The organism is Alicyclobacillus sp. ALC3 (genome assembly GCF_028751195.1).
Lineage (GTDB): Bacteria > Bacillota > Bacilli > Alicyclobacillales > Alicyclobacillaceae > Alicyclobacillus_L.
The window spans coordinates 80,534-107,319 of the sequence record NZ_CP066785.1 but is presented as its reverse complement, the minus strand read 5'-3'; the positions used below and the strand labels follow the sequence as shown (position 1 = coordinate 107,319).

28 protein-coding genes and 3 pseudogenes are annotated in these 26,786 nt (G+C 47.9%); 16 read left to right on the top strand and 15 right to left on the bottom strand.

Annotated features, from left to right (window positions below; translation table 11 throughout):
* Nucleotides 1-56: 56 nt before the first annotated feature.
* Nucleotides 57-272, top strand: coding sequence for a recombinase family protein (locus JC200_RS24085; protein WP_274436697.1), 216 nt, complete (start codon nt 57-59; stop codon nt 270-272).
* 254 nt (nt 273-526) lie between these two features.
* On the opposite strand, the gene JC200_RS24080 is transcribed toward JC200_RS24085, so the two are convergent.
* The gene (locus JC200_RS24080) at nt 527-1,231 is read right to left on the bottom strand and encodes a hypothetical protein (RefSeq protein ID WP_274436696.1); all 705 of its coding nucleotides are present in this window, start codon (nt 1,229-1,231) and stop codon (nt 527-529) included.
* A 155-nt stretch (nt 1,232-1,386) separates the two neighbouring features.
* Between JC200_RS24080 and JC200_RS24660 the strand changes: the two genes are divergently transcribed.
* The gene (locus JC200_RS24660) at nt 1,387-1,539 is read left to right on the top strand and encodes a sigma factor (RefSeq protein ID WP_443111940.1); all 153 of its coding nucleotides are present in this window, start codon (nt 1,387-1,389) and stop codon (nt 1,537-1,539) included.
* Between the two features lie 56 nt (nt 1,540-1,595).
* Here the strand turns inward: JC200_RS24660 and JC200_RS24075 are convergent, their stop codons facing one another.
* Both JC200_RS24075 and JC200_RS24070 read right to left on the bottom strand, forming a co-directional pair.
* Nucleotides 1,596-1,799 (bottom strand): cold-shock protein, encoded by a 204-nt coding sequence (locus tag JC200_RS24075; protein WP_274436695.1) that lies wholly within the window; start codon nt 1,797-1,799, stop codon nt 1,596-1,598.
* A gap of 329 nt (nt 1,800-2,128) precedes the next feature.
* Complete coding sequence (locus tag JC200_RS24070; protein ID WP_274436694.1) at nt 2,129-2,635, bottom strand: hypothetical protein; 507 nt, start codon at nt 2,633-2,635, stop codon at nt 2,129-2,131.
* A 417-nt stretch (nt 2,636-3,052) separates the two neighbouring features.
* On the opposite strand from JC200_RS24070, the pseudogene JC200_RS24065 reads away from it, so the two are divergent.
* A pseudogene (locus tag JC200_RS24065) lies at nt 3,053-3,355 on the top strand (transposase); the annotation flags it as partial.
* 98 nt (nt 3,356-3,453) lie between these two features.
* Here the strand turns inward: JC200_RS24065 and JC200_RS24060 are convergent.
* The 4 genes from JC200_RS24060 to JC200_RS24050 all read right to left on the bottom strand — a co-directional run bounded on the left by JC200_RS24060 (nt 3,454) and on the right by JC200_RS24050 (nt 6,347).
* Nucleotides 3,454-4,656, bottom strand: coding sequence for an IS256 family transposase (locus JC200_RS24060; protein ID WP_274436803.1), 1,203 nt, complete (start codon nt 4,654-4,656; stop codon nt 3,454-3,456).
* Between the two features lie 118 nt (nt 4,657-4,774).
* Nucleotides 4,775-5,086, bottom strand: a complete 312-nt coding sequence (locus JC200_RS24655; protein ID WP_443111938.1) for a DUF4158 domain-containing protein — start codon at nt 5,084-5,086, stop codon at nt 4,775-4,777.
* A 69-nt stretch (nt 5,087-5,155) separates the two neighbouring features.
* A complete protein-coding gene (locus JC200_RS24055) occupies nt 5,156-6,112 on the bottom strand; it encodes a cation diffusion facilitator family transporter (protein ID WP_274436693.1) in 957 nt (318 codons plus the stop codon).
* Nucleotides 6,105-6,347: an ArsR/SmtB family transcription factor gene (locus JC200_RS24050; protein WP_274436802.1), complete on the bottom strand. Its 243-nt coding sequence runs from the start codon at nt 6,345-6,347 to the stop codon at nt 6,105-6,107. The genes JC200_RS24055 and JC200_RS24050 overlap by 8 nt, the downstream gene beginning before the upstream one ends.
* Nucleotides 6,348-6,657: 310 nt before the next feature.
* Here JC200_RS24050 and JC200_RS24045 point away from each other — a divergent pair, with 310 nt between their 5' ends.
* A complete protein-coding gene (locus JC200_RS24045; protein WP_274436692.1) occupies nt 6,658-7,029 on the top strand; it encodes an ArsR/SmtB family transcription factor in 372 nt (123 codons plus the stop codon).
* On the top strand, nt 7,001-7,642 hold the full coding sequence (locus JC200_RS24040; RefSeq protein WP_274436691.1) for a cation efflux transmembrane domain-containing protein: 642 nt from the start codon (nt 7,001-7,003) through the stop codon (nt 7,640-7,642). The genes JC200_RS24045 and JC200_RS24040 overlap by 29 nt, the downstream gene beginning before the upstream one ends.
* 299 nt (nt 7,643-7,941) lie before the next feature.
* On the opposite strand, the gene JC200_RS24035 is transcribed toward JC200_RS24040, so the two are convergent.
* The 3 genes from JC200_RS24035 to JC200_RS24025 all read right to left on the bottom strand — a co-directional run bounded on the left by JC200_RS24035 (nt 7,942) and on the right by JC200_RS24025 (nt 9,423).
* The gene (locus JC200_RS24035; RefSeq protein ID WP_198854252.1) at nt 7,942-8,400 is read right to left on the bottom strand and encodes a putative iron-sulfur cluster-binding metallochaperone; all 459 of its coding nucleotides are present in this window, start codon (nt 8,398-8,400) and stop codon (nt 7,942-7,944) included.
* 55 nt (nt 8,401-8,455) lie between these two features.
* Nucleotides 8,456-8,773 carry a YnfA family protein gene (locus JC200_RS24030; protein WP_274436801.1) on the bottom strand — a complete coding sequence of 106 codons (318 nt, stop codon included), beginning with the start codon at nt 8,771-8,773 and terminating at the stop codon, nt 8,456-8,458.
* A gap of 83 nt (nt 8,774-8,856) precedes the next feature.
* Entirely contained in the window at nt 8,857-9,423 is a 567-nt protein-coding gene (locus JC200_RS24025) for a site-specific integrase (RefSeq protein WP_274436690.1), read from the bottom strand.
* Nucleotides 9,424-9,728: 305 nt separating this feature from the next.
* On the opposite strand from JC200_RS24025, the pseudogene JC200_RS24020 reads away from it, so the two are divergent.
* The 3 genes and pseudogenes from JC200_RS24020 to JC200_RS24010 form a co-directional block, all read left to right on the top strand.
* Nucleotides 9,729-12,215 (top strand): annotated as a pseudogene (locus tag JC200_RS24020) (Tn3 family transposase); the annotation flags it as partial.
* 29 nt (nt 12,216-12,244) lie between these two features.
* Nucleotides 12,245-13,437 (top strand): IS3 family transposase gene (locus tag JC200_RS24015; RefSeq protein ID WP_274436689.1). Its coding sequence is split into 2 segments (ribosomal slippage): nt 12,245-12,517 and nt 12,520-13,437, totalling 1,191 coding nucleotides; the frame shifts between segments, so codons are not numbered across the junction.
* Nucleotides 13,438-13,602: 165 nt separating this feature from the next.
* Nucleotides 13,603-14,064, top strand: a pseudogene (locus JC200_RS24010) (Tn3 family transposase); the annotation flags it as partial.
* Nucleotides 14,065-14,259: 195 nt separating this feature from the next.
* Here JC200_RS24010 and JC200_RS24005 read toward each other — a convergent pair.
* Together JC200_RS24005 and JC200_RS24000 are read right to left on the bottom strand one after the other, a co-directional pair.
* Nucleotides 14,260-14,982, bottom strand: a complete 723-nt coding sequence (locus JC200_RS24005; protein WP_274436688.1) for a hypothetical protein — start codon at nt 14,980-14,982, stop codon at nt 14,260-14,262.
* Between the two features lie 281 nt (nt 14,983-15,263).
* Nucleotides 15,264-15,662 carry a sigma-70 family RNA polymerase sigma factor gene (locus JC200_RS24000; RefSeq protein WP_274436687.1) on the bottom strand — a complete coding sequence of 133 codons (399 nt, stop codon included), beginning with the start codon at nt 15,660-15,662 and terminating at the stop codon, nt 15,264-15,266.
* 494 nt (nt 15,663-16,156) lie between these two features.
* On the opposite strand from JC200_RS24000, the gene JC200_RS23995 reads away from it, so the two are divergent.
* From JC200_RS23995 to JC200_RS23980, 4 genes are all read left to right on the top strand, one after another.
* The gene (locus JC200_RS23995) at nt 16,157-16,447 is read left to right on the top strand and encodes an AbrB/MazE/SpoVT family DNA-binding domain-containing protein (RefSeq protein ID WP_274436686.1); all 291 of its coding nucleotides are present in this window, start codon (nt 16,157-16,159) and stop codon (nt 16,445-16,447) included.
* Nucleotides 16,448-17,525: 1,078 nt separating this feature from the next.
* The gene (locus JC200_RS23990) at nt 17,526-18,425 is read left to right on the top strand and encodes a hypothetical protein (RefSeq protein WP_274436685.1); all 900 of its coding nucleotides are present in this window, start codon (nt 17,526-17,528) and stop codon (nt 18,423-18,425) included.
* Between the two features lie 21 nt (nt 18,426-18,446).
* Complete coding sequence (locus tag JC200_RS23985; protein WP_274436684.1) at nt 18,447-19,445, top strand: site-specific integrase; 999 nt, start codon at nt 18,447-18,449, stop codon at nt 19,443-19,445.
* Between the two features lie 182 nt (nt 19,446-19,627).
* On the top strand, nt 19,628-20,848 hold the full coding sequence (locus JC200_RS23980; RefSeq protein WP_274435513.1) for an IS256 family transposase: 1,221 nt from the start codon (nt 19,628-19,630) through the stop codon (nt 20,846-20,848).
* Nucleotides 20,849-21,665: 817 nt separating this feature from the next.
* Here JC200_RS23980 and JC200_RS23975 read toward each other — a convergent pair.
* Nucleotides 21,666-22,364: a hypothetical protein gene (locus JC200_RS23975; RefSeq protein WP_274436683.1), complete on the bottom strand. Its 699-nt coding sequence runs from the start codon at nt 22,362-22,364 to the stop codon at nt 21,666-21,668.
* A gap of 488 nt (nt 22,365-22,852) precedes the next feature.
* Between JC200_RS23975 and JC200_RS23970 the strand changes: the two genes are divergently transcribed.
* Nucleotides 22,853-23,086 carry a hypothetical protein gene (locus JC200_RS23970; protein WP_338000224.1) on the top strand — a complete coding sequence of 78 codons (234 nt, stop codon included), beginning with the start codon at nt 22,853-22,855 and terminating at the stop codon, nt 23,084-23,086.
* 123 nt (nt 23,087-23,209) lie between these two features.
* Here JC200_RS23970 and JC200_RS23965 read toward each other — a convergent pair whose 3' ends face one another.
* Nucleotides 23,210-24,235, bottom strand: a complete 1,026-nt coding sequence (locus tag JC200_RS23965) for a helix-turn-helix domain-containing protein (protein ID WP_274436681.1) — start codon at nt 24,233-24,235, stop codon at nt 23,210-23,212.
* A 380-nt stretch (nt 24,236-24,615) separates the two neighbouring features.
* Here JC200_RS23965 and JC200_RS23960 point away from each other — a divergent pair, with 380 nt between their 5' ends.
* Nucleotides 24,616-25,260, top strand: coding sequence for a hypothetical protein (locus JC200_RS23960; RefSeq protein ID WP_274436680.1), 645 nt, complete (start codon nt 24,616-24,618; stop codon nt 25,258-25,260).
* Here the strand turns inward: JC200_RS23960 and JC200_RS23955 are convergent.
* Nucleotides 25,257-25,865 carry a hypothetical protein gene (locus tag JC200_RS23955; RefSeq protein ID WP_274436679.1) on the bottom strand — a complete coding sequence of 203 codons (609 nt, stop codon included), beginning with the start codon at nt 25,863-25,865 and terminating at the stop codon, nt 25,257-25,259. The two genes, JC200_RS23960 and JC200_RS23955, sit on opposite strands and share 4 nt — an antisense overlap.
* A gap of 180 nt (nt 25,866-26,045) precedes the next feature.
* Here JC200_RS23955 and JC200_RS23950 point away from each other — a divergent pair, with 180 nt between their 5' ends.
* Both JC200_RS23950 and JC200_RS23945 read left to right on the top strand, forming a co-directional pair.
* Nucleotides 26,046-26,381 carry a hypothetical protein gene (locus JC200_RS23950; RefSeq protein WP_274436678.1) on the top strand — a complete coding sequence of 112 codons (336 nt, stop codon included), beginning with the start codon at nt 26,046-26,048 and terminating at the stop codon, nt 26,379-26,381.
* Between the two features lie 11 nt (nt 26,382-26,392).
* A complete protein-coding gene (locus tag JC200_RS23945) occupies nt 26,393-26,776 on the top strand; it encodes a hypothetical protein (protein WP_274436677.1) in 384 nt (127 codons plus the stop codon).
* Nucleotides 26,777-26,786 lie beyond the last annotated feature (10 nt).

Here is a 26,786-nt window from a genome sequence, read left to right as displayed (position 1 = left end):
TAATACAGCAGTACGGAAGGGTGTTCGTTCAAGCGAGGCATTGAGGAGAACGAAATGTGGAAATTACAAAACACGGCTACATTCGCGTAAGTAGTAAAGACCTAAGCGCACAACGGCAATGGGATTCGATGAAAGGTATAGGCATTAACGACCGAGACATTTACATCGACAAACCGAGTGGAAAGAACTTCACTCGTGAGGAGTACCAGTCAATGAAACACGCCTTGCGTAGCGGGGATGCATTTGGGCAGTGGCATCCCCATTGGTCATAAAAACCTAATTTAAACCGTTCAGATAATAGCAAAACATGGGGCAAGAAAATGTATGTGACTCCCCGGTCCATCGTGCAAAAGGACTATTACTTCCCCATTTCCAATGACGGTGAAATAGAGACCTTGAAGATTTTCATGCTGCATAGAGAGTCACTTCCCTTTCCGGCGTTAAACATTTGCACCGTTACTCAATTGTTGTGATGAATCGGCGTTCTCATCCAAAGTACCTGTTCGGCTCAGCCTACACCGCAACATCATTCCTGAAACATCCTCATTTTTACATCCTCGTTGCATACGCATCCGTCAGGGTAGAGGGTCTCCCGGATTGCGCGGAGACTTTTGCTGTGTAGGTTCATCCTATAAGAGTCACCATCCATAGACACCTGTGTGTTCGCGGCTCCTAATCTCACAAGGAAGTCATGGCACTCCGGGACCAGAGGGCCGGTGATAGTGAGACGATGACGCGACGCAGTTGTTTGTCTAAAATGGCTGTGTCCGTCGATATACCCTCGTACAAAGTCGATACTAGGTCGAAACGGAGAACCTTGTTTGCTCAACCCACCAAATGCTGCGATTAAGTCTCGATCGTAGAAACGGATGTACTGTGTACTCAAACCCTTCCGCGAAGCGGAGACACCCATCCGATAACCAAAACTGCGAAGTGCTTCAATCTGATATTGGTCATCTGTCGTGAATCGCAGAAAAGTCATACCCCGTTTGTCAAGAACAACCTTGGCTCTGTGTACCAACACTCCGTATAAATAGTCCGGGATTTCCTTGTAGCCGTGAATAGAGTGATACAAGGATATGAATGAGTCCAACATGCTCTCGAAGGATTCGTATTGCTTCAAAGCTTCTTTGACCACATTGTCGCGCAGACAGCGTGCACGACTCGGTATTCCATCCTTCGCATTCCAGATCACAGATAACGCTTGGTATTCCGGGTCTCCAATGTCCACGACATGAGCCTCCACGTGTGAGATGTCTATAGTCTAAATTGTTGGTCGACAAATATCACTAGCAAACTCCGCCAACGTTGCGACGATGTACGCAGTATAGCAAGTGTGTTTCCGCGGTGAACGCGTAAATTTGGTCGGCATATTTGTCGGTCTGGATGGATGAATACGAAAAGAAACTCATTGCAATTGCCTATAGCATTTTGCACGACGAACAACTTGCCCTGGATTGTGTGCAGGAGGGCTTTATGGGACGCGTCGTAAAACCCCTTGCTTTAGGCATGGGGAGGATGTCAAAAGTGGCGGAGTAAAAATAGATGAGTGTAAGAAAGGCCCATTCAAGGAACGGGCCTAGGTTCTCAGCAGCTTAGCGGACAACTACGACGTTTTCCGCTTGCAGACCGCGTTGCCCTTGAACAACTTCAAATTCAACGATCTGGCCTTCTTCTAGAGAACGGTAGCCGTCAGCTTGAATAGCGCTAAAGTGAACAAATATATCGTTGCCGCCATCAACCGTGATGAATCCGTAACCCTTTTCTGAGTTGAACCACTTTACTGTGCCTCGTTCCATCAACTTATTCCACCTTCACTTTTTAAAATGACAGTCATTTGCTGTCTCTTGTGAATTGTAACACGGCGTCTGATGTTTAGAGGATTTCCCGACGATCTCCCTCTGACCTAAAGAAAAGGCATGATCATTGGTAGCTCGTCAATCGGACACCCTTCCGGATTGATGCTGAGTGAGGGGATTTGGCCACTAGAGTCAAAAAACGCCACCCAAATACGAAGGCAGCGCTTTGATATACGTCATGTCTGCTTACCAACTGCCAATTCGATTTTGATATCATATAAATGGAATGGAGTATTCTTTCAAAGAATGCCTTCGCTACGATGTGCTTATCAAGTTTTATTATCCTTGAATCCAAACCCAAACATGAATCCTCCGGAAGTCATTCCAAACCATTTTGTAGCAGGCTGGCTTAAAAAGGCGTACACCTCAACCGTATTAGGACTCACTTGCTGTAGAGTGATATAACGAACCCATGCGTTATTGTGTATCGGGATGTGTTTATCTACGGGCAGTGCTCCATGCACAGAATTATTGATTTGAACGGAGAATTCCGTAGGTGTGACGAGTTTTGGTGATTTGACATCCTTTTTCCATACGAACCCATGCGTAGCAACTATTTGAAACGCATTACCCCCATTGGGACCCTCGCTTAAAATCCGTTCAAAAGTGACGTATGGATAGCTGGGATTGATTATAGTCGTATTCGTGGTCTGGTTTGAAATAATGTTTTTAAGACCTGTGGTTTTGAGACTTTGGTTTGCAATACCGCATCCGGCCAAAGTTAAAACGGATAAAGAAATAGCTCCTAAAGAAATGAGTCGGCGCTTTTCATTCACGTAAACACCTCCCATTTAACAGACGGACTGCCGTCCTGTAACGTTTCAAAATCCATTTCTACCGTAAATACATCTGGGTGGAGATTTCGTGTTAGTTATGGATACTTATTTTCTGTTCTATAAAATGGGAATGTCATTAAAGGAGCAGTTTGCTCCACCGGTTGGGACTTTTCGAGCACGACATGAATACGATGATCTCTTTGTGCGTAACCGCGCGCAATGTGACATTCGGCAGTTCAATATCATCCGAAGTACGTATTTACTTCGCTGGACGGCACTCAACTTATCGGAAGATGAAACAACGCAGGGAGGAACAAGAATCAGGTGGACGTAGACGTTTTGGAGATTGATTTGATGATGAATTTCTTCATATCCAGAAAGCCCACCAAATATGTTGGCGAACTTTTGTACTGCTTAAACGACCGTAAGATTGTCACTCGACATGTGTGGGAAGACAGCAAAGAGAAAGTCAAAGCCAACCGGCTCAGCAAATCTGGCAAGCAGTTATACGTGTTTCGAAAGCAGACGATTGAACGAAGTTTCGGAGACGCGAAACAACTCCATGGATACAGATATGCAAGATACAGAGGCAAAGTGCTGGAACAAGCACTAATGACGGCTGTCTGCCAAAACACCTTTAGGAACAAAGGAACGTCGAGGAAGCCCCAAAACGGAGGCGTCCTCGACAACCTACACATATCAAGAGATACGTCTTTTTGACTTCAGGAGGTTTCATGTTGAGGCATACATTCAGAAACTAAAGTAGTGAGACAAAGGGGTCTGTCAAGAGTTTTGTGTAAACCCCGGTTTGGAATCCTTCAGCGGATGTAGGGGTCAATCCGTTCTGAGAAGTAGATGGAGAGTTGGCTGAGGATGGGGCCCCAGTTCTGAATCCGCATCGTCCATTTTTTTGTGACTTCCATCGTAGCCAGGTATAGCATCTTGAGGAGAGACTCGTCCGTTGGGAAAATGCTCTTGCCCTTGGTGACCTTTCGTAGTTGCCTATGGTAGCTCTCAATCATGTTCGTGGTGTAAATCAGTTTGCGCATCTCTGTGGGGTAGCAGAAGAAGGTAGAGAGCTCGTCCCAGTTGTTGCGCCAAGAGCGAATGACCATTGGGTACTTTGCGCCCCAGGCCTCTTCAAAACCGTCCAGTTCGGCCCTTGCTGCTTCCTCGGTGCTGGCTTTGTAAACCGGCTTGAGTGCAGCGGTGACTGCCTTGTAATCCTTGTACGACACGTATTTGAGCGAATTGCGAATCTGGTGCACCACGCACTTTTGAATGTCCGTTTTCGGGTAGCAAGCGGCGATGGCTTCACTGAAGCCAGTCAAGTTATCCACAGAGACGATAAGAATGTCCTCTACGCCACGGCCCTTAAGTTCGTTCAGCACAGTGAGCCAAAACTTCGAGGATTCGTTTTCTCCGACCCACATGCCCAGCACATCTTTACAGCCTTCTAAATCGATGCCTATCACCATGTATGACGCCTTGTTGACCACCCGACCTTCCTGTTTCACCTTGTAGTGGATCGCATCCAGAAACACGGCGGCGTATACCGTTTGCAACGGTCGATGCTGCCATTCTTTGATGAGGGGCAACAACTTGTCTGTGATGTTGGAAATGAGCGTTGGGGAAACCTCCACGCCGTACAGGTGCTGCAGATGCGACTGGATGTCCCGTGTGCTTACACCCCGTGCATACAAGGCAATGACTTGCTCTTCGACGCCGGTCGTTTTCGTTTGGTGCTTCTTGACGATTTCAGGTTCAAACTCACCCTGACGGTCTCTGGGGATGGCGAGTTCCACCTCGCCATATTCGGACATCAGCGTCTTACGACTATGCCCATTACGGCTGTTTTCCGTCGCTTTATTCTTCACGTCGTGTTTCCCATAGCCCAGTTCGGTCTCGAGTTCGGCCTCCAACATTCCCTGCATCGTACTTGCGAACAGGTCACGCAGGGCGGATTGCACATCCTCCGCTGACTTGAGATTGTTTTCTTGAAGGGGTACCGCCAGCAAAATGACGCAAAACCCACGCTAAGACAATTTATGGATTCGAATCTTCGTTTTTTTCTACGCTAACATTAAGAAACGCGGTTTTGAATATACCGCGTTTCGTGTATTTATACGGTCTCTGTGCCTAGGCTTCTGTCGCATTCGTGAGTAACGAATAAACGTGTTTGAAAATGGTGTCTGCTGCACGTCGACGAGCACTCCAAGCGACGTGTTCAATTGTCGTCATTGCAGGGAGAATAACCTTTTCTTGTCGGAGCAGCGATATCACTGATTGGATTAAATCCAGCGCATGATCATTTTCTGATGCCTGCTGCGTGAGACGTTGAAATACTCGCCGATACACTTGAATGGAAAAGGGCTGATATTCGTAGGTGTGCCGAATTTCCTTGAGATGGTCCCACCCGGTATTCTCACGTGTCGCATATGTGCAGTTCAAAACTGCGGATCCACGTGAATCTGTTGGGCTGCATAACGAATAATCTTTCCTGACATGTACTACACCCCTTTAATGATGATGTTCCGTTTCCACCGTGGCACAAAGCTCCGAATTATCATGGGGATGTTTTGCATCTTCCGTTTGAACGGTCACATGACCGATATTCATATGGACCATGCGATGCTCCAGGTCTCGTAAAATTTTTTGACTGTCTCTGATAGACATACTGCCATCCAACACGATATGACACGACATGGCATTTTTTCCGCTCGTGATACCCCATACGTGTACATCATGTACGTCATGAACACCTGTAACTGCTTTGATTTCTTGAATGACTTTCGGTAAATCGATCCCTTTCGGTGTACCTTCCATGAGAATCCCGACTGTTTGCGTGACAATTCTCCATGCCCCTGAGGCAATTAACAAAGCAATGAGAACACTCAAAATAGGGTCTATGACGTACCACTTCGTTACCATAATAATCAAACCACCAACGATAACACCGGCAGAGGCGGCCGCATCCCCCAGCATGTGCAAAACAGCACTTTTTACGTTGATGTTTTCTTCGTTTCGCATTCCAAGGCCAAGATACAAATTCATCAACAAACCAATGCCGGCACTGATGAACATCCAGGTCGGGGTAACATGTTCGGGATGGTTGAATCTACCGTAGGCTTCCCACAAAATCCAGATGGTAATGAGGATAAGCGTCATTCCATTAATGAACGCAGCTAAAATCCCGGCTCTGTGGTAGCCGTATGTCATTTTTTGATTAGATGGCTTTTCCGCCTGCTTTAAGGCAAACCAAGAAAGTCCGATGGCAGCAATGTCTGTTAAAACGTGTCCGGCGTCTGCTAGCAGAGCCAAGCTATGCGACAGTAAACCACCAACTACCTCGGCAGCCAAAATCACTACTGTCAAGAAGAAAGCCGTTTGCATTTTACCAGCAGGCGCATGGCTGTGAAATACATCTCCATGGTCGTGATCATGACCGTGGTCAGGACTATGATTATGGCTACTCATACACTCTCTCCTCATCACGTTCTACGTGAGAAATATGATCAATTCCCATTTGTAATAAGCCTACGATGTGGGCATCGTCACAGGTGTAGTACACCGTATTTCCATCTCTTCGGCTCTTTACAATTCGCAACGTCCGCAAATACCGCAGCTGATGCGAAACAGCCGATTGTGTCATGCCCAATACCTCCGCCAAGTCACAAACACAGAGTTCTCGTCGGGTCAGGTTGTGCAGCATACGGATTCGTGTCGGATCTGCCAATGCCTTAAATGAGTCCACTAAACTTTGGACCGCAGATTCACTAAGCTGTGTAGGCATACAATCCGCAACGGCATCCGAATGTACCGATAGCTGATCACAACAATCCTTTTGTAATTGTGTTGCCACAACACTCACCCCATTTATCAACATGAACATATACTCATATAGTCATTATAAGCATCGAGCGCCGCTATGCAAACATGACATTTACCCGATACCAATTGTGGGTGTGTCACATTCGTGGCATACTATATTCAAATAGACATTTGAATGAAGGTGAAAAATGATGATTAAACGCGACATGTGTCAAGTCGAATGCGTGGATATGTCTAAGGTGGAGAGGCTTCGCTCTGCCATACCAGAAATCGATTATCCGTCTTTGGTTTTCAAGGCATTAGCGGATGCCACACGTCTCCAAGTGGCCTATGCACTGGCTCAGGATGAACTATGTGTCTGTGAGGTTGCAGCACTACTTGATATGACCGTTCAGAACGCATCGCATCACCTTCGGCGGCTTAAAAATGCCGAACTCGCAACGTATCGGAAAGAGGGGAAACTCGTCTATTACAGACTGTCACCAGCGGGGTCTCTAATTCTGAATACAGTGCAGCAAGGCCAAGGGGGAGAAAATGTTGTCAGTTCAAGCTTTGCAGGTTAAAAAGGGAATTAACATTGAGATTGTCAGCATCCTTTGGATGATTGTTGAAGCGGCAGTAGCAATCGGAGCTGGAATTGCTGCACATTCGTTGGCACTTACAGCGTTTGGGGCAGATAGCATCATTGAACTTGTAGCAAGTGCAATACTCCTCTGGCGGCTTTATGTTGAGTCAAGTGGCGCAAGCCTTGCACGTGTAAAGCAAGCCGAGAAGAGGGCTTCATGGGTTGTTGGAGTTGCCTTAATTGCTCTGGCAGTTTATATCGTTGTTTCAGCCGCATACGACCTGTGGACACGTTCCGGTTCGGAATCAAGCATGCTTGGGCTCGCACTTGCAATCGCTTCGGGAATTATCATGCCGTACTTGTCGCGTGCGAAAAAGAGAATTGGTACGGAAATCGGCAGCAAGGCACTTCGGGCGGATGGTTCCTGTAGTATCGTATGTGCGTACATGGCTTGGACGCTAATTGTCGGACTTATGTTGACCGCTTTGGTCGGCTGGTGGTGGCTTAATGCCTTGGCTGGATTGGCATTGGTGTACTTTGTTGTGAAAGAAGGCATTGAGGCGATTCAAGAGGCACGTGGCGTCGAGGATACTTGCGGTTGTTGCCATTGATTCAAGGTATATGATGTCTTTCAATTACTGTTTTACGGCGGGACTCGATGTCATCTATAGAATGGGCGTTAGGGTCTCGCTAATACTAAAACTGAGTAATCTAGGATATATACATATTCGTCCACTTCTAGCGTTGTAAATCCGCGTTTTGTTGTCGGTACCCCTGAATTAACCTTAGTCCCAAAACACAGAAGGTGGAAAATAAGAGTATTTACGCTTGGACAAGTACAACTTTACAGGGATAATGCGTCCGCTTTGTTCAAGATTCTGATCTACAAAAGGCGTCCTACTTGATATTCTCAGACGCTGGCTTTGCCAAGACTACGAACATATGCCGTAACATTCCCTAAGCAGCAGCTTCCTTGGGGATTGTTGACCTCGCATCCACAACGATTTGCTTGAACCTGTTCACTGACGTGGTTGCTTGGCTGCTTCTGCTGTTGGACAGCCTGTTCTAGTCGTTGTCTAGTCCATCCAAAGCAGTAGCAAACCGGTACATCCAATCCAGCATCCTTCTGAAAAACTGGCACTTTCACGTCTTGCCTTCGAAACTTCTGATTATCGGAAAAGTAAACGATGTCGCACGAATGATTGTGGCAAAACCCATAGGAGGACTGGGGATCAATTGTTTCTAAAGCTGAGGGTATGAGTAACGCTTTTAGCGTAATTATTTCAACGGCTTTACCCTTTTGTTTACATTCGGGACAAAGAAAATTGTTATCCCTCGAGGGGGTTGGAATAGCACAACAATCATCCATTTTCGATTCCCCTTTAACTATTTCTTACATCCATTATAGTTTGTGCAACAAGGGGCTACCTTTTCATCAACATGACAGCCACACCCACAAGACAAATCCCTGCACCAAGCCATTCGCTCCAGTCAGGAAACCGCTTATCAATGAACCAGCCCCAGAGTACCGCCATCGCTATGAAAATCCCACCATAGGCAGCGTATGTTTTGCCGAACGAAAATTCTTGACGGGTAGCAATCACACCGTACAAAATCATCACAACTGCTCCAATAATGCCGACCCAAAGTGACTTCCCGTTCTTCAGCCATTGCCAAATAAGATACCCGCCACTAATCTCGGCTAAACCAGCCAAGACAAACAGAAATATAGCTCGAATTATCATTTTGGTATCTCCAATTCCTTATTGCATTCTTCTCGTTTGTCCCATAGGGAAGGCGGTGGGCAAACCGCATAAATATACGGCTAAAGATTCAGATTCAGATACACGTCATCCAATTCATCCTGGGTAATGCCGATGTATGACAGGGTGACACTTGGAGCGGAATGATTGAATAGCTTCTGAAGCACAGCTAAGCTGACGCCTGCTTGATACGCATGGTACCCAAAAGTCTTCCGAAGCGTATGTGTGCCAATGTTTTCTTTAATGCCTACTGCTCTGGCTGCATCGTTAATGATCTTGTAGGCTTGCTGCCTCTTCAGAGCTTGGCCGCCCTTCCTGGACAAAAACAAGGGATCATCTAAAGTATAAGCCCGAGTACCCAAATATTCGACGATGGCTTTACGTGCTGTATCTCCAACCGGAAAGTCCTTGATTTTACCTGTTTTAGTTTCCCGAATAGACACTCGGTCTCTCACTCGTCCTCGTTCGTCCATCACATCACGAATGTTCAGTTTAAGTAAGTCGCTAATTCGAAGACCAGAGTTAATCCCTAATATGAACAAGCAATAATCCCTCAAGTTTGTAGCCTTGAGAATTTTCTTTATAGAATCGATTTGTTTTTTCTCGCGAATCGGTTGAACAAATTCCAAAAGTGACCCTCCGTCGAACCATACTTACTGTATACTATTATATAATAAGTTTGATTGGCGTAGATGGTACAGAAGTAAAAACATCCAAAATCGGTTATAAACCCAGTCGTAGCAAGGGATTGCACGACTTCTTCGAATCATACACAAGTACATTGTGTATGATTCGTCAGGCGTTCCTTTTACCAATTTTCATAGAAGGTCTCAGACACTGTATAACAAATAAAATCTATCGGAATAAAGGATGAAGAACCGTGCCCAATAGGAGAGCAAGGGAGTTACTGACTTCAGAACAACGTTTGGAGTTTATGTCCATACCAGACCATCTCACCGACTACGAGTTGGGAAGTCATTTTACGTTGTCTCCCGATGATCTTGAAATCATTAAACGTCACCGAAGAGCTTCGAATAAATTAGGCTTCGCGCTGCAACTCTGTGTTCTTCGCTTTCCAGGATGGACATTGTCTGATGTCCACCACATATCCGATTCCGTTGTGGACTACATTGCCAAACAATTAGCCGTCTCGCCAAAAGAGTTGGGCGTATACGCCGAGCGGGAACAGACAAAGTATGAGCATCTTGATGAAATTAGACGCGAGTTTGGCTTTCGTAATTTTACGGTTCATGATTACCACCATGTGTCTCAGTTACTGTTGCGACGCGCTATGGAGAACGGAGATGCTGAATATCTAATTCAAGCAGTAATAGAAGAGTTTCGGAAACAAAAGGTTATTCTGCCTGGAATGACTGTCATAGAGCGACTCGTGTGGGAGGTCCGACAACGAGCCGAAGAAAAGATCTTTAAACACCTTGTATCCGCGTTAACAACTGAGCAGATGGAAAGGTTGGACCACACGTTGTCCTACATGCCTGAAAGCAGTAAAACGTACCTGGCATGGCTTCGTGACATACCAGGCACTAGTTCCCCGGATTCATTTCTTAAAGTAATTGAGAAGCTCGAGTATGTCCGACAACTACAGTTGAAAATTGATACAAAGGGAATCCACCCAAATCGATTACGCCAACTTTCCAAAATCGGTGCTCGATACGAACCACATTCCCTGAGACGATTTGATACCTCGAAAAAATACGCTATTTTAATCGCTTATTTACTTGAATTGACCCAGGACTTAACGGACCAAGCATTCGAAATTCATGACCGTCAAATCATGTCACTTTTATCTAAGGGTCGGAAGGCCCAAGAAGAAATCCAGAAACAGAATGGTAAATCGATCAATGAAAAAGTCATTCAATTCGCCAATCTGGGGGAGGCACTCATAAAAGCGCGCAATGAAGGCATTGATCCTTTCGTGGCACTAGAGACTGTGATGCCTTGGGATAAGCTTGTATCCTCTATTGAAGAAGCCAAGACTTTGGCACGTCCTATTGATTACGACTATTTGGATTTACTTGAGAAGAAGTTCTATACACTCCGTAAATACACTCCAACACTCCTGCAGTCACTGGAATTTCGCTCAACCAAGTCCGCAGAGCCTTTGATGAAAGCCATCGAGATTGTACGGGACATGAATGAAACAGGTAAACGTAAGGTGCCTGAAGGTGCTCCCCTTGAGTTTGTGTCGAATCGCTGGCAAAGCCATGTCTATGACGATGACGGAACCATTAACCGGCATTATTACGAAATGGCGGTTCTCACGGAATTGCGAAACTATATTCGGTCCGGTGATGTCTCCATTGTTGGAAGCCGCCAGCATAAGGATTTTGATGAATACCTCGTTTCCAAAGAAGATTGGGAGCAGATTAAACTAAATCAGACAAAATTGGCTGTTAGCATGTCGGCCGATGAATACATAGAAGAACGGATGGAATCGCTATTGAAACGCTTGGAATGGGTATCCTCGAATGTCGATGAGTTGGAAGGGATAAACCTGGAGAACGGGAAACTCCACATTAATCGGTTGGAAAGAGATGTTCCAACTGAAGCCAGGGACTTTAGCGTGTCATTATACGAATTGCTGCCACACATTAAATTAACGGACCTTCTTATGGATGTAGCTAGGTGGACTGGCTTTCAAGAACAGTTTGTTCATGCTTCAACAAACCGCCCGCCTAACGAAGAAGAAACCAGGGTGGTTCTGGCCACTCTTATGGCGATGGGAACAAACGTTGGGCTCACCAAGATGGCTGAAGCTACACCTGGTATTTCATATCGGCAAATGGCCAATACCTCACAATGGAGACTTTACGAAGACGCGCTGAACAAAGCACAGGCTGTTTTGGTTAACTTTCACCATCGGCTGACCCTGCCTTCTTATTGGGGCGACGGTACGACGTCCTCTTCGGACGGAATGCGCGTCCAGATTGGTGTGGCTGCGCTTCATGCAGATGCCAATCCGCACTATGGTACCGGAAAAGGGGCTACGATTTACCGATTTGTGAGTGACCAGTTTTCTAGCTTTTTTACGAAAGTGATTAACACGAACTCTAGAGATGCAGTACATGTTATCGACGGACTTTTGCACCATGAAACCGACTTGGCGATAGAAGAACACTATACCGATACTGCCGGATATACTGACCAAGTCTTCGGCCTAACTCATTTACTAGGATTCCGATTTGCCCCTCGACTGCGTGATCTGGCCGACGCCAAATTGTACACAATTGGTAAAGCTAATGAATTCCCCAAACTAGAGAAACTATTGCGTGGTCAAATCAACACGAAAGTCATTCGGGAAAATTACGACGATGTACTGCGGTTGGCACATTCGATTCGAGAAGGCACGGTCTCGGCATCACTTATTATGGGGAAATATAGTGGTCCCAGGAATCAAGACAACTGAGAAGGGACCGGTTAAGCTACAATATGGCTATGAGAAAACATTATCCGGCGTCATTCAAAGCAGAAGTCGTTCTTGAGCTTCTGAAAGAAGAGAAGACCATTGCCCAGATTTCGTCAGAGTACGGCGTACACGTCACCATGCTACATCGGTGGAAGAACACAGCCTTGGAGAACATGTCCAGCCTTTTCGAAGACGAAGGGAAGAAGAACACCGCTGTACTAAAGAAAGAACATGAAAAGGAAACTTCCGAGCTGTATGCGAAAATTGGTCGCTTAACCACCGAGGTTGAGTGGCTCAAAAAAAAAATCTGGCTTCAAGCAGAACTAGGGCGGAACGTGTTGCCATGGTTGAGACCGACAGTGATGAACTCTCAGTTTCTAGACAGGCGGTCCTACTTAGCCTGAGTCGAACGAGCCTCTACTACAAGCCTGTAGACGTCTCAGATGAAGAGATGCGTCTGCGTCGTCGCATCGACGAGATATACACAGAGCGGCCAGTCTCAGGCAGCCGCTACATTACAGCTATCCTGCGCCGAGAAGGTTGGATCATCAACCGCAAGCGTATCGTGCGCTGCATGAGAGACATGGGTATCGCTGGTGTCAGCCCGGGCCCAAACCTCAGCAAGCGGAACCTGGCCCACAAGATTTATCCCTACTTGCTGACAGGTGTAAAGGCAAGTCACCCGAACCATGTCTGGTCAATCGACATCACGTATGTTCGGCTGAAGCACGGATGGATGTACCTGGTCGCTGTGATTGATTGGTATTCCCGCTACATTATGAGCTGGGAACTTGACCAGACGCTCGAGATCGACTTCGTTCTGAAAGCCACACAAACAGCCTTGAACCATGCGAAGCCAGAGATTTGGAACAGCGACCAAGGCAGTCACTTCACCAGTCCACAGTACACGGATATGCTCAAGCAGGCCGGCGTCCGAATTAGCATGGATGGCAAGAACCGAGCTGTGGATAACATCTACATCGAACGGTTCTGGCGAACGCTCAAGTACCAAGAGGTGTACACAAAAGAGTACGCCACACCAAGAGAGGCGAGGGAATCAATCAGAAGATTCATACACAAATACAATCATGAAAGACCACACCAATCGCTAAGGGATCATACACCGGCTGAGATCCATCTGATGGGGATGAAGCCAGAGGATCCAATTCCTACTTCCACTCGTCAGAATACATATACAGGAAGGGAGATTGCTTAAGGACCAGAAACACAAGATCAGGGACAGGGGAAGCCGCTTCGCTCCTCCCCTCTGGCCTATGGCCATTCACCCCTCCCGCTCCTCCTAAAAGATGATAGGGACGGGGAAAACTAGACTATAGCTTAGAGATTAAAAAAACTTGTCTTGACAGATGGGGCCACCATAAAACTCGGTTCATATTCACGGCAAAACCGTTTAGCTACTGCACTTCGTGAGATGGGGCGGATCGAAAAGACGATTTTCATTTTGGATTACGTTTCAAGCGAATCCATGAGACGAAGAATTCACCGAGGGCTAAATAAAGGTGAGGCGATGAACGCATTGGCCAGAGCCATCTTCTTTGGGAAACATGGGGAACTACGTGAGAGAGCCTTACAAGATCAACTCCAGCGCGCGAGTGCATTAAATATCTTGATTAATGCGATTAGCGTATGGAATACCCTCTATTTGACTAAGGCTACAGAATTCCAAACGAAGAAAGGGATACTTAGTGAAGAACTGCTAAATCACATTTCCCCATTAGGATGGGAGCACATCAATTTTCTTGGAGAGTACACTTTCAGTACAAATCCACCGACTAGCGAGAATGCGTTGCGACCGCTTAAAACCCGAGAGAAAGATGCTTAGCGTAGAAAAAGTCGGATATTTAAATCCATAAATTGTCTTAGCGTGGGTTTTGCGTCATTTTGTTGGCGGTACCCCTTGAATAAACTGCTGCAGAAATTCCTTGGATACCTTCGTCATCTTCATATCCTCCCAATCTTGTACTCCCCTATAGGGACTGGGAGTTTACACAAAAGATCTTACACCCTCAGACAAAGATTACGGACCACAGTCGTCGCCACTGTCGCTAAACTGTATAGAATTTGTCTCTCCAAAACTATTTAAAACCGTAACATCCCCATTGCAGTTACCGTTCACGCACGTCCCGTAGTACCCGTTGAAGCCCGAGATGTTACTTCCGGTTGCTGAAGGTGGATTGGACGAGGAAATGGGGCTAATAGCCACAAATCCCGGGACGTTTAGCGTGTTTAAGTCATAACTTTTCCATTGATACTGATTGGCGTACAAAGCCGCTGTAAGTTCACCTGAAGATCCAGTGATGATGCCAGACACCCAACCTTGGACCAACGTCCGGAATTGAGACGAGTTTGTGGGCGGGATGGCACCTTCTAAATCGATGACTACGTACTGCGGTAGGTACCCCGTGGAGTTAGAAGCAGTCATGATCACTCCAGCAGCGTGCTCTCCCGCAGTTTTACCGGCGCTGGTCCAATCATTCTCAGTACTGGACGGCCCTGAAACTGTCCAATAGTCGTTCCACCAGAAACTAACTCCTTGGTGATACGCTTGGCCGACATAGTACGGTACGGTGTGGCCGTTGTACATCAATGTACTAGTGTACGGAGAGGCGCTGCTTGGTGCAGTACCAGATACCGATGAAATTCCGGGCCATCCTTTCTTTGCAGCGTCTACAACAGCAGTCGTACTCGTAAAAGTACCGTACAATCCAGTTTGGGGTCCACTGCCACCAATATAAGCCATGACAATCTCCTCCTTTTATCACTGGTCGGCCGACTCAGTGAGGGACGTTTTGCCCTCTACTCATATAGAAAGACATCGACCTTCGATTTTGATTACGTTAATGTTGAATTTGGTCCGAATTATGCTCAATAGCCTTGCTAACGAGCACGCTACACACTTCCTGGATGGCATCTGATTGCATCCGTCCAGCAAAACGTGTAGATGCTTTTATCTCCGGCATAAAACAACGACAGAGTTCTACCGCTGCCGAATTATCCCCGTTCTGAATTTGAATTTCGATATCATGGATGTGTTCCTGTGTGCATCTCATCCCTGATGAACCTCCTTAGATTTGTTAGCGCTTTTTTGTGCAACTTACAGACTGTCGATTGGCTCATATTTAGTGTTTTGGCAATCTCACGTTGTGTATCTCCGTGACCGTAAATGGATTCAACAATCAACCGTTCTTGTTCTGGTAAAACTTCAAGTGCCATTAATAGTTCGCTGTCTTGAAAGTCTCTTTCCGCAGACTCCGAAGGCAAGAGGTCTCCAAGTTCACTACCTTCGTCTGTCACAGTGTTTAAAGTCAGTGATTCCCTGGCCCAGCGACTATATTTTCGATTCACACGAATGGCGGCATGCCGAATAACTGTTTTGTACCAAGCGATTTGCTGCTGAGGAGTGTAGGATTGACGTTTCATATCTAGTTTCTCCTTTTTAACCCTTCTCACGAATGCATGGACTTATTGCAGTCCAGCAGCTTTTCATGAATTTGTTTTGCTTGAGTCGCCAATGAAAACCCAAGGTCTTTAAGCAATTCCTTTTCTTCTGCGGTCGATGATTCTTCAATGCACTGAGAACAGGCAATTAGCGCCCTGTGAGTGTGCGTCAACGCATCGATTAAGTGTTCGCGGCATAGCATCAACATCACTCCCATTGTGAAAATGAAAAGCAATACCCACCTTATTCGCGGTTAGAGAAGCTTGTCTCGGCGTGTGTTCTGCGGTTATTTTGTTAGCCGTTCAGATATTAGGTGTATAGAGTTAGACGTGCTTTGGGCATCAAACGTTTCGAGCTCTTTCAATGTGTGTTATCCTAAACTCAGAAAATCAGAATATGCGTTTGTCTGAATATAACCATTGGGAGTGAGCATACTGTGGGAATGAGTGTAGCGAAAGTGAATGGAGGTCGTCGCATGATCAAGGCCAAGCTCGGCAAGCGGTCTCAGCTCGTGCTACCAAAAGCCATTGTCGATGCGATGAAACTCGAAGAGGGTACGGAGTTTGAAGTCCAGATTGTTGATGGACGGATCGTTATGGAGCCGATGCTCTCCATTCCGCGTTCACAGGCGTGGTTTTGGTCGGATGAGTGGCAGAAACGTGAACGAGAGGCCGACGAAGATGCACGCGCCGGTCGTATGACTACGATTCGAAATGCCGAGGAGCTGGACGCCTATATCAAAGGCCTCGGTGTGCAACAGGACTAGCCGATGGCCATACTGAGGCCGACAGAAAGGTTCGGCAAGAGCCTTGGAGAGCTGGACACAAAGTCACAAAAAGCAGTAGCTAAGGCCTTACGATTACTACTGGATAATCCTCATCATCCGTCTTTGCGGACACACAAGATGGAGGGCCATTCGGATATTTTTGAGGCCAGCGCCAACATGGACATCCGGATTACGTTTCATTACGAAAAGCCGGATACCATTGTCCTTCGAAACTGCGGTCACCATGATGAAGCGTTATCGAATCCATGATCCTTCAGTTCAATCATCCACTGCAGAAAAGTCCCTCATTCAAAAAACTTCATATCGTGGTTCTACTTCCCGCAATAATGCGGTATAGGGGTCGCGTCACGAAACGGAAAAAATCGTACGTTAAGAAAATAAACGTTACAGAACTGGTTACCCTTTCACGAGAAATTGAGATTGGACGGCACTCAACCAGCCCTCTTGAACGTCCAGTATTCATAATAAGGGTCGCTGGCATTCAACGCCGACCGAAGACTTTAACTAGACTACTGTGTTTCAGTTCACCAGACGATGACACCCAGAACCCATCGACATGCACATAATACATAGAGAATATCCATTTATTCATGAGCATAAAATTTTCATTATGATTTATTGACTATGCCTACCAGAACTTAAATTAGTCGCAGACCTGTCAATAGCCACTGTACATCTCCCCATTATCCAGGCTTCGCATTCACCACCTAACGAAATTACCATACTTAACCTTTGTATACGTCCCATAAGTAAACGTTATCGGACATGAATATCTATCGACATATATATATTTATATTTCACAATTGGCATCTATTGAGTGGTATAATTATTCCGATTACAATTTGTTGTTTGGTGGTGTTCATGGATATGTCCATTACAAGTGATCGTATGCGTTATGAATTGGCTTCGAATGTATTATCGTCTGATGAGGTCGGAGAAATACTGGGTTGCACGAGGCAACACGTAAGTTTACTAACTAGAGAAGGACACCTATATCCGCTCAAGAAAATGAGTAAAGGAGTATTATACCTTCGTTCTGACATCGATGACTATCTCATGAAATCTGCTCATGACAATTCATCCTCAAGCAATCGTATCAGCGACATGGAAAACGTCCAGACTCACAAGTTGATAGACGACTGGGAGCGGACTGGTCGTCTCGAACAGGTACAGGCTGCCTTCCTATATAACAGGACACTGGATGCGGCCATGGACGGGTTTTTCGAACTACAACCATACTTTCATGGCCCTTTGCGTACGGTCAGCAGTCCAACCTTTGTGTTGCGATTTACCGATGGGCAGGAGTTCTGGTCCACAGGCGCCAACTGCGGATACGCAGGCACCGGTCCACATTTAGCTGTTAGCTTTTTGGAAAGGTGCGGTTTCAGCCAAAATGACTTGGAACCGGTCTTGAGCAACCAGGTCGTGAAGCTGTTCCGCGACGAGAACGGTACCGTTGATGTGTACGCACATGATGGCGTCGGATCACCCAAGTCCACAGATGTGCGTTATACACCAAACACATTGCTGTACGCCAAGGATGGGCAACTCGTACTACTTGAGACCATGCTTTATTCGTCCACCAGTGACCAGAGCGTGGAGACTTTGGAGACGTACCGCAAATTCTTGCCACGTCCCACCGAAGTCATTGTCATGACAAAGGAAACAGCTGAGGAGTCGGGGTATGTTCATAAGTCACAAATTAACGAACTTGGGCACAAAACCGTGTTCAACGTGGTCGTCAAAGACGCTTCAGGACGGGAACTCTGGCTCTCTCCAGCAATTGATATCAAGTCTGGGCGCGACATCCTCAAACAAGGCACAGTCCGCGAGATATTGAACGCTTGTGGCTGCAACACGGATGTGGAGGACAGTTCCCTTAAAGGATGGATGTTGAGCCTGCTGCAGAGCGTTGCGCCTCCAAAGAAAGGCCTCTTCGTCTACAAGGCCAACTGATAGCGATGGGAGGTGGGGCGTTTGGCAATCCAGTTGCATCGTACAGTGACTGTCGAAGTATCCACGGAAATTGAACAGCTCACGGCAGGGACGGAAGAGTTCCAAAGGCAGTCGAGGATAGCAAGCACTCAAAAAGCGTACAAGTCCGACTGGGAAGCATTCACTACCTGGTGTGACCGGCTAGGATACAGCGCACTGCCGGCAGCGCCCCAGGCAGTCTCCAACTACTTAACGCATTTGTCCCAGCAAGGCAGACGGGTAAGCACAATCGCCAGGCACATGGCCTCCATCAGCTTCGCGCACAGAGCGAAGGGGCTGCCCTCTCCCATTGAGTCTGAGTATGTTCGGTCCACTTGGAAGGGCATTCGGCACCAACAGGGCGTTGCGGCGAAACAGAAAGCTCCCATTTTAACAGAGCACCTACGCCGTATGGTTCAGGTGGCACCGGACAACCTGCGCGGTCTCCGGGACCGAGCCCTCCTTCTCGTTGGCTTTGCGGGTGCTTTCAGGCGCTCGGAACTCGTCGCTTTGGACGTAGAAGACCTGGAGATGACACAAGAAGGGATCACGATCACCATCCGCCGCAGCAAAACAGACCAGGAAGGCTACGGGCGGAAAGTCGGAATCCCTTATGGGTCACGTCCTGAAACATGCCCCGTGCGAACCTTGCAAGAATGGCTGAAGCAAGCAGACATCGCCAGTGGCGCGGTGTTTCGACGGGTAGACAAGGCGGGTAGAGTTGGGGTAGTTGTGATCAAAAAAGAGGGAAAAGACGAACATCTGTCCGACCGAACTGTCGCTCGCATCGTAAAGCACTACGCCGAGGCTATTGGCCTACCAAGCGAGTCGTACGCTGGCCACAGTCTGCGATCAGGACTCGCCACGTCTGCCGCCAAAGCCGGCGCTTCCATGCATTCCATCATGAATCAGACGGGGCACAAGGGGGAGGCGATGGTGCGCCGCTACATTCGGTATGCCTCGCTCTACCATGACAACGCTGCGACGTACGTGGGGCTTTAGCCGACTGCTGTTCAACGACACTCCCTCTTAGCAGGCAGAACGAAGGAATGTACGGAGGCTCAGATGAGACCCTGGGAGACATGAGAGGGTAAGCCGCAAAGGTGCACGTGGACGAGGGTGTAAGATCTTTTGTGTAAACTCCCAGTCCCTATAGGGGAGTACAAGATTGGGAGGATATGAAGATGACGAAGGTATCCAAGGAATTTCTGCAGCAGTTTATTCAAGAAAACAATCTCAAGTCAGCGGAGGATGTGCAATCCGCCCTGCGTGACCTGTTCGCAAGTACGATGCAGGGAATGTTGGAGGCCGAACTCGAGACCGAACTGGGCTATGGGAAACACGACGTGAAGAATAAAGCGACGGAAAACAGCCGTAATGGGCATAGTCGTAAGACGCTGATGTCCGAATATGGCGAGGTGGAACTCGCCATCCCCAGAGACCGTCAGGGTGAGTTTGAACCTGAAATCGTCAAGAAGCACCAAACGAAAACGACCGGCGTCGAAGAGCAAGTCATTGCCTTGTATGCACGGGGTGTAAGCACACGGGACATCCAGTCGCATCTGCAGCACCTGTACGGCGTGGAGGTTTCCCCAACGCTCATTTCCAACATCACAGACAAGTTGTTGCCCCTCATCAAAGAATGGCAGCATCGACCGTTGCAAACGGTATACGCCGCCGTGTTTCTGGATGCGATCCACTACAAGGTGAAACAGGAAGGTCGGGTGGTCAACAAGGCGTCATACATGGTGATAGGCATCGATTTAGAAGGCTGTAAAGATGTGCTGGGCATGTGGGTCGGAGAAAACGAATCCTCGAAGTTTTGGCTCACTGTGCTGAACGAACTTAAGGGCCGTGGCGTAGAGGACATTCTTATCGTCTCTGTGGATAACTTGACTGGCTTCAGTGAAGCCATCGCCGCTTGCTACCCGAAAACGGACATTCAAAAGTGCGTGGTGCACCAGATTCGCAATTCGCTCAAATACGTGTCGTACAAGGATTACAAGGCAGTCACCGCTGCACTCAAGCCGGTTTACAAAGCCAGCACCGAGGAAGCAGCAAGGGCCGAACTGGACCGCTTTGAAGAGGCCTGGGGCGCAAAGTACCCAATGGTCATTCGCTCTTGGCGCAACAACTGGGACGAGCTCTCTACCTTCTTCTGCTACCCCACAGAGATGCGCAAACTGATTTACACCACGAACATGATTGAGAGCTACCATAGGCAACTACGAAAGGTCACCAAGGGCAAGAGCATTTTCCCAACGGACGAGTCTCTCCTCAAGATGCTATACCTGGCTACGATGGAAGTCACAAAAAAATGGACGATGCGAATTCAGAACTGGGGCCCCATCCTCAGCCAACTCTCCATCTATTTCGGAGAACGGATTGACCCCTACATCCGCTGAAGGATTCCAAACCGGGGTTTACACAAAACTCTTGACAGACCCACGTGGACATCCAACGTGCGACTATATTCTAGCAATCAGGCCGTAGACCATGTTTGCGCACAGCAAGGGACCCCGTCCTGTTTCAGCTCATGACCCGAATGGAGCTAAAGTATCACATTCCACTCTCGCATGACCCATGCTTGGGAACAGGAACACCGTTTGTCATTGCGATCTACCGCAAAATTTAGATCAGTCGAACCACTCTATAGAAACTCAACGTCGACGAATGCTTATCGAAGAAGCCGAGCCTACAAATGAGGCTCGGCTTCTTGCCTAAGGGATTTACTGTACGGGAAGATTAGCTGCGTGCCCCAAATGAGACAAGGCAGGATTCGTATTGTTAATACCAAAATCCAGTACTTGATGCGTAGTCGGGTCCACGACAAAACTCAGCGTAGTACCTGTGGGCGCTTTCGCGTTGGGTGGAAGAAATGCGTTTTTGTCAACGAAATGTCCTTTCATTACCACCAAGTACACGGACTGATTAGACTTAACTGTTGCATTGAATGCCAAAGAATTAGCCGCTTGTCTTGTGGTTAACACCACTTGTGCACCGGCTGGGATGCTGTCGCCATTTTGACTAGCTAATTTTCGGGCTAAGGAAGATACAAAACTAGGTACCGAGCTAGGTAGTGCCCCAGTCGTTACATGGGCCGTTTTTGGGGTAGAATTGTGCACCGTGTTAGCCCACACTAATCCACTACCTAGGGCAAGTGCGCACACTCCAGAGGCGACGATTAGGAGACCTTTTTTCATTACAGTTCACGCCCTTTCATCAATTTTGCCAATCGTGGAGTTTCGCGTTTGTCGTAGTCCACGCAGCTTCTGCAGGTGTGTATATTAGAAGCCCTGTGCCACTTCCCCATGCACTACTCCAAGTTCCGCTCGTATTTTCGTATTCCATACCCGAAGAATACGCTCCACTCAGAGTGCTGGAAGAACTTGTTGACTCCACACCTGTCGCCATATAGTTACTATACGGTGGCTGGCCAGTTGCTACTGTGTGAGTTCCGTCAGAGTCTGTCTGCGTGGACCAGTCAAAGTCTACATCCCATGTATCGTTCCCGATGTAATAAACCTCTACTGGTTCCCAATTGCCAACAGTGGGTGTAGTACTTGTCACTCGATGATCACTGTAGCCTGTTGTCGGGTTATTTTGTGCCCAGTAATACGTTAGAACATTTGCACCGTGGTACCCATAGGTGTAACCACCTTCCACCCAATCCGATCCGGTCGACGAGTAGTTTGTTCCTTCCCACACTGTTTGGTTAATGTGCCCACCACTCGCGTAGTCTGCAGCACTTCCTGAAGAGATATATAGATCTGCGTAGGCACCCTCATTTGTGGTGGCATTATTCCACTGGGCAACACCATAATAGTGCCCGTTTGGTGATGGCCCTGTCGCCGCATATGCCAATGCTGGTAGCGACATCATCGCGAGAGCGAAAGTGATTCCAGCGACAATTTTTTTCACCATTATCTCCTCCTTATAGACGTTTAGATGGCTTAAAACGTGACAGTCCCTCCTCTCTTTTAGTCAAGGGAAACACAAAAAACCTGACTCTCAACATGCCAGGGTGCGTTAGTGGATTCATGGTGTGGGCTCAACCACCCAAGCCGCCAAGATAGCACAGGCCTACTAAGTCAACTAGACCGTTGTGCTTCCCTCTGTTGAGCCTTTACCCAATGAATCTGTTATCTGTTTAATTATAATTTTAGCAATCATTACATCAAATGTAAACCATAAATGCCCATAAATTATTCGTTTTGTCGATTCATAATTCCAAATAAATTAATTATATAATAAACATTATAATTAATGTAATAATATGTCAAAATATACTTCATGTCAACACAAGTTATTTATTGGCATAAGGAAGACATCGTTAATTTAGCGATGTTCTACTTTGTTGTTGGGCGGGTGATGCAAAACAACTTGGTTGTTTCGTAGGAGTCCCTGTTATCTCATTCATTGCATTTACACATTTCGCGTACTTGGAGCGCCTTGATATCGACGAAGAGCAACGCGGAAACGGCATCGGCACCGCAGCAATAGCGTCCCTGTCAAGCGAGTACGGTTCCATCGTCGCGGCTCCCGACAACGAGAACTGCAAGCGACTGTTCGAGCGTATCGGTACAGACGTTTCCAACGAGTATTGGATGGTCGACCAAGGGTTCGGCGTTTATGAAGTGTGACGGACACCCGGACCAAGTGAATAGGTTCCTGAGCCAATTAACTTCACCGCTCTGCATCTGGTCCGCGCTCGACACACAGACCCAGCCAAGACTACAAGCCAGACCATCACTGCGATGCACCGGTCACACATCGCCCAGGTCAAATCCGCTGGACGCAGCGCTCTCCGAAATCGCTTGCACCATAGTCAGCGAGGTATCCTTCGCCAAAGCGTACGCCTCATGGTAGGTCTTGAGGGCATCCTCACGCCGCCCCAACGCCACCAGAGCTTTCGCAACGGTATGCAGGGCCTTACACTCGCCCTCGGCATCCCGCACTATGTTACGAAATAGATCCCGTGCGCGCATCCCACCGTCGACACATTGCTCCCAGTTCTGCGCACGCTCGTATTCTTCGGCCATGGCGAGCGTTAGATATGCCAATTGTCGGTCCATATAGGCCACTCGTGGCGACAAGAGAGCATTGGCTTGCTGCAAACTTTCGAGGGCTTTGTCCGAAGCACCAATGTCTCGGTAACAATAGCCAAGCTCCAGTTCAACCATGGCTCGGGTTTCCAAGCGACTACGCCGATCCACAAATGCAAGCACGGATTTTGCCTCACGCAGAAATGCCAGAGCTTCTTCGATCTTCTCGGACCCAGTCGATGTTGCGGCCAAACGAGTCGCATAACCAAGCCAATAGAGGACTTCCACCGCAAGGCCTGGTCCTAATTCGCCCAGACGTTCGAACCAGGGTTTTAATATTCGCACGGCTGCCTCGTGATTTTCCTCATGAACATACGTGATCGCGAGGCTGACTTCCAACGCCGCGAGGTTGTGGAGGTCGGAAAAGTAAGGCATATTGCGTGCCTCATCAATCAGACGACGTGCTTCGCCGAACTGTTCATGGAGGCATTGCTGATCTATCTCGATGGAGATATCCAGTACATCGTACGCGCCAGAGCCGAGTGCAGAGGTGTCCCCAATCAAGCGACTGATCGTTACGCCAAAGACCTTTGCAATGTCCGCCAAAATTGAGAGGCTGGGCTGTTTCTCGTTGCTCTCCAAGTGGCTGATGTGTCCCTGGGACACCCCAACCAACTTGGCGAGTTCAGTTTGGCTCATACCCATTTTCTTTCGGTGAGACTTGATTTGTTCCCCTATCGTGCCCACGTGACGCCTCCCTGAACGAGTCCACAAGTGACCACATCATAGCATCTCATTGGCCTCTTCTGGCACCTTGATTCTAACTTTTTTTAACTACAGTATTGTCAACTTTTGTCGAATCAGATTATACTTATGCCTTGTAGACATAATACATACACAAAAACTACACGAGCGGGTAAAGGGTATACGTTACCGGGGTGAGGATTGTGCTAATCCAACAGAGAGAAATGCAGCAGAAATTCATGAAGGAGGATAATTCCACACAGCCTCAACACTCACTCTCAAATATTGGCGTAATTTTGGCGGACTATGTGCCTGAAAATGATGTATGTTGGGAACATAAGGGGCCATTGGAAATGGTTCAGCCAAATGAGGGGGAGAGGCCAATGTCAACGGTGATGCGCATGGATCACGAAGGGCAAGGCCCAGCGACGTACACCTACACGATTATGCACATGGACCACGAGGAGGAAGTGCAGACCGCCGCGACACCGGACGAATTAATCGAAGTTCTGGCGAAGTTTGCACAAACCATGGGATTCCAGTGGAATGAGCTACCGATTGCCATCTACGCTCGAGAGGAAGGGGCGGCGTGGCAGGCTGTCTACGGAGCCGACGACAAGGTATCCGTTCTGTTCCCGTTGCCCCTCGTGACTCCCGAAGGGCAAATGACTGAGACTGACTTTCTAAAACTCGGTAAGAAAGTCATGAAGAGCTACGTGTGGTTACGAGCCAGTGTCAATCATCTTACCCACATACAAAGCGAGAAGCCCATCCAGAAACTGCTGCGGGAGCAACAGCAGCAAATGGCGGAAATCGAGCAGATCGTAAAAAATACGGAATGGGAACGTATTTTCGAACTGAAGTATATTTTGAGACTCAAACATCACCTCTGCGCGAAGGAAGCGAATTACGCAAGCAGAACTCTTGATCGAAAGGTCAAGGAAATGACGATCCACATCGGCAGAGTCCTGCATGCCACACTCACTGCGCGCAGGTTGAAGGAACTGATAGAGCTGAGTTCCGACTAAACTGGAACCGTAGCGTCGGGTGTCTCTTCCGGCCGTTCATTGGAGATCAGATTCGTGACCACAGACAACACTTCTTCCGGTGCCATGGCGTGTTCATTCGCAAAGGACAATATCGAATAGAACGCGCCCATGGCACTTTCTACTATCTCTACCGGCATCACCGAGAACTCCTCGGCAAACTGAAGGACGGTGTCCAGTACCTCTCGCGACATCATCATCGTAACTGGCTCGACCAATTCATACTGGTCTGCGCGCTTCGCAATGGGATACTCCTTTTCGTCTTCAGAGACGATCCGTTCACCCTTTACATAGACCGTAAACGTCTGGTGGGCGGTCAGGTATTCGATTGGCAGATGAACGTGAAAGTGCTCCAGCAGCTGCACCAACGTTCTCGATGCGTGGCCGACATAGTCCGCACGAAACGTGCTGAAATGATAGACCGTCTGCGGCGTCACAACTTCGACTGTGGTCGCGTCGTTCAATGTCTTGATGTCAATCGACTCTGCCGGCTCATCAATCGTCAGGGCGTACGCCAGTTCCTCGTCATTTGTGCGGTGCTCGCTAAACACATGCCTCACCCGGTCCACGTACTCGATTCTCACCATTTTGCTTGTCCCCTTCCTTGGATTGCTTTCTCCAAATCATACAGCAGCCAAACCTAAAATTGCGGCGTTCCCGAAAGAATGGCGCTATTTTGGCGGAGTTAGAGCGCGAAAACCTGCTATGGTGGAGTCAACAGGTTTCATTGCAACAAGCCTACTTATTAGAGGAAGGAGGAAGCCTATGTGAGTGCCGGTACAAATGCAACCACCGCTACGTTGCCGAATGTTAGTCAAACGATGTCCAAGTTGGGGTTTCGACCTGTTAACCCATTCGGGCTACTCAATCACATCACAGCCTCGTTCGGTACGCTGATTCAGGTCGTTTTTGCCTGGATATACTTTCTCTCCGAAATTGCTGTGTTGGTCGGCGTCATCGTATTTCTCGTCGGTTCCATCGGGCACCACAGCCGGATCAAACGGACGGGCGGTCACATCATCTTGTATTCAATACTGGGATTCATTGCAGCCACGATTCTGCCTGGCGTCATCGTCGCCATCAACAACAACCTGCACGCATAGGGAGTGAAAACATGTCCATCAAGTATGCAGTGAAAAGTGTTACCGGAATTGCATCCGCAGCAGGAGCGCTTACCTTGGCTGCACTCGCTTCACCCGTTTTTGCCGCGACCAGCGGGGCTATCACCAATCCCTTGTCCGGGAACTCAAGCAGTGTCGGTAGCTTCGTGAACGGTGTGATGTCGTGGGCTCTCGCTGCGATTGCATCGATTGCAGGCGCGTGGTTTCTGTTTCACCTCTACAAAGCCATTCTCGGCTTCATGGCAGGAGCCAACCACGCAGCCAAGCGGGATGAGGCGAAGTCCCATCTGATTCACGTGGCCATCTCAGGTGTCATGTTGGGCGCCGCGGGCGTGATCGCAGGGGCCTTGTTCAACCTCGGCGGAACATTTCACTAAGGAGTGGGTC

Bases quoted from the DNA above. Each gene is read 5' to 3' on its own strand.
- JC200_RS23995 (WP_274436686.1), top strand. From the start codon at position 16,157: ATGATCAAGGCCAAGCTCGGCAAGCGGTCTCAGCTCGTGCTACCAAAA.
- JC200_RS24660 (WP_443111940.1), top strand. From the start codon at position 1,387: ATGGATGAATACGAAAAGAAACTCATTGCAATTGCCTATAGCATTTTG.
- JC200_RS23990 (WP_274436685.1), top strand. From the start codon at position 17,526: ATGAAATCTGCTCATGACAATTCATCCTCAAGCAATCGTATCAGCGAC.
- JC200_RS23980 (WP_274435513.1), top strand. From the start codon at position 19,628: ATGACGAAGGTATCCAAGGAATTTCTGCAGCAGTTTATTCAAGAAAAC.
- JC200_RS24075 (WP_274436695.1), bottom strand. From the start codon at position 1,799: ATGGAACGAGGCACAGTAAAGTGGTTCAACTCAGAAAAGGGTTACGGA.
- JC200_RS24040 (WP_274436691.1), top strand. From the start codon at position 7,001: ATGTTGTCAGTTCAAGCTTTGCAGGTTAAAAAGGGAATTAACATTGAG.
- JC200_RS24035 (WP_198854252.1), bottom strand. From the start codon at position 8,400: ATGGATGATTGTTGTGCTATTCCAACCCCCTCGAGGGATAACAATTTT.
- JC200_RS23945 (WP_274436677.1), top strand. From the start codon at position 26,393: ATGTCCATCAAGTATGCAGTGAAAAGTGTTACCGGAATTGCATCCGCA.
- JC200_RS23960 (WP_274436680.1), top strand. From the start codon at position 24,616: ATGTCAACGGTGATGCGCATGGATCACGAAGGGCAAGGCCCAGCGACG.
- JC200_RS24055 (WP_274436693.1), bottom strand. From the start codon at position 6,112: ATGAGTAGCCATAATCATAGTCCTGACCACGGTCATGATCACGACCAT.
- JC200_RS24050 (WP_274436802.1), bottom strand. From the start codon at position 6,347: ATGCTGCACAACCTGACCCGACGAGAACTCTGTGTTTGTGACTTGGCG.
- JC200_RS24005 (WP_274436688.1), bottom strand. From the start codon at position 14,982: ATGGCTTATATTGGTGGCAGTGGACCCCAAACTGGATTGTACGGTACT.
- JC200_RS24000 (WP_274436687.1), bottom strand. From the start codon at position 15,662: ATGAAACGTCAATCCTACACTCCTCAGCAGCAAATCGCTTGGTACAAA.
- JC200_RS23955 (WP_274436679.1), bottom strand. From the start codon at position 25,865: ATGGTGAGAATCGAGTACGTGGACCGGGTGAGGCATGTGTTTAGCGAG.
- JC200_RS24045 (WP_274436692.1), top strand. From the start codon at position 6,658: ATGATTAAACGCGACATGTGTCAAGTCGAATGCGTGGATATGTCTAAG.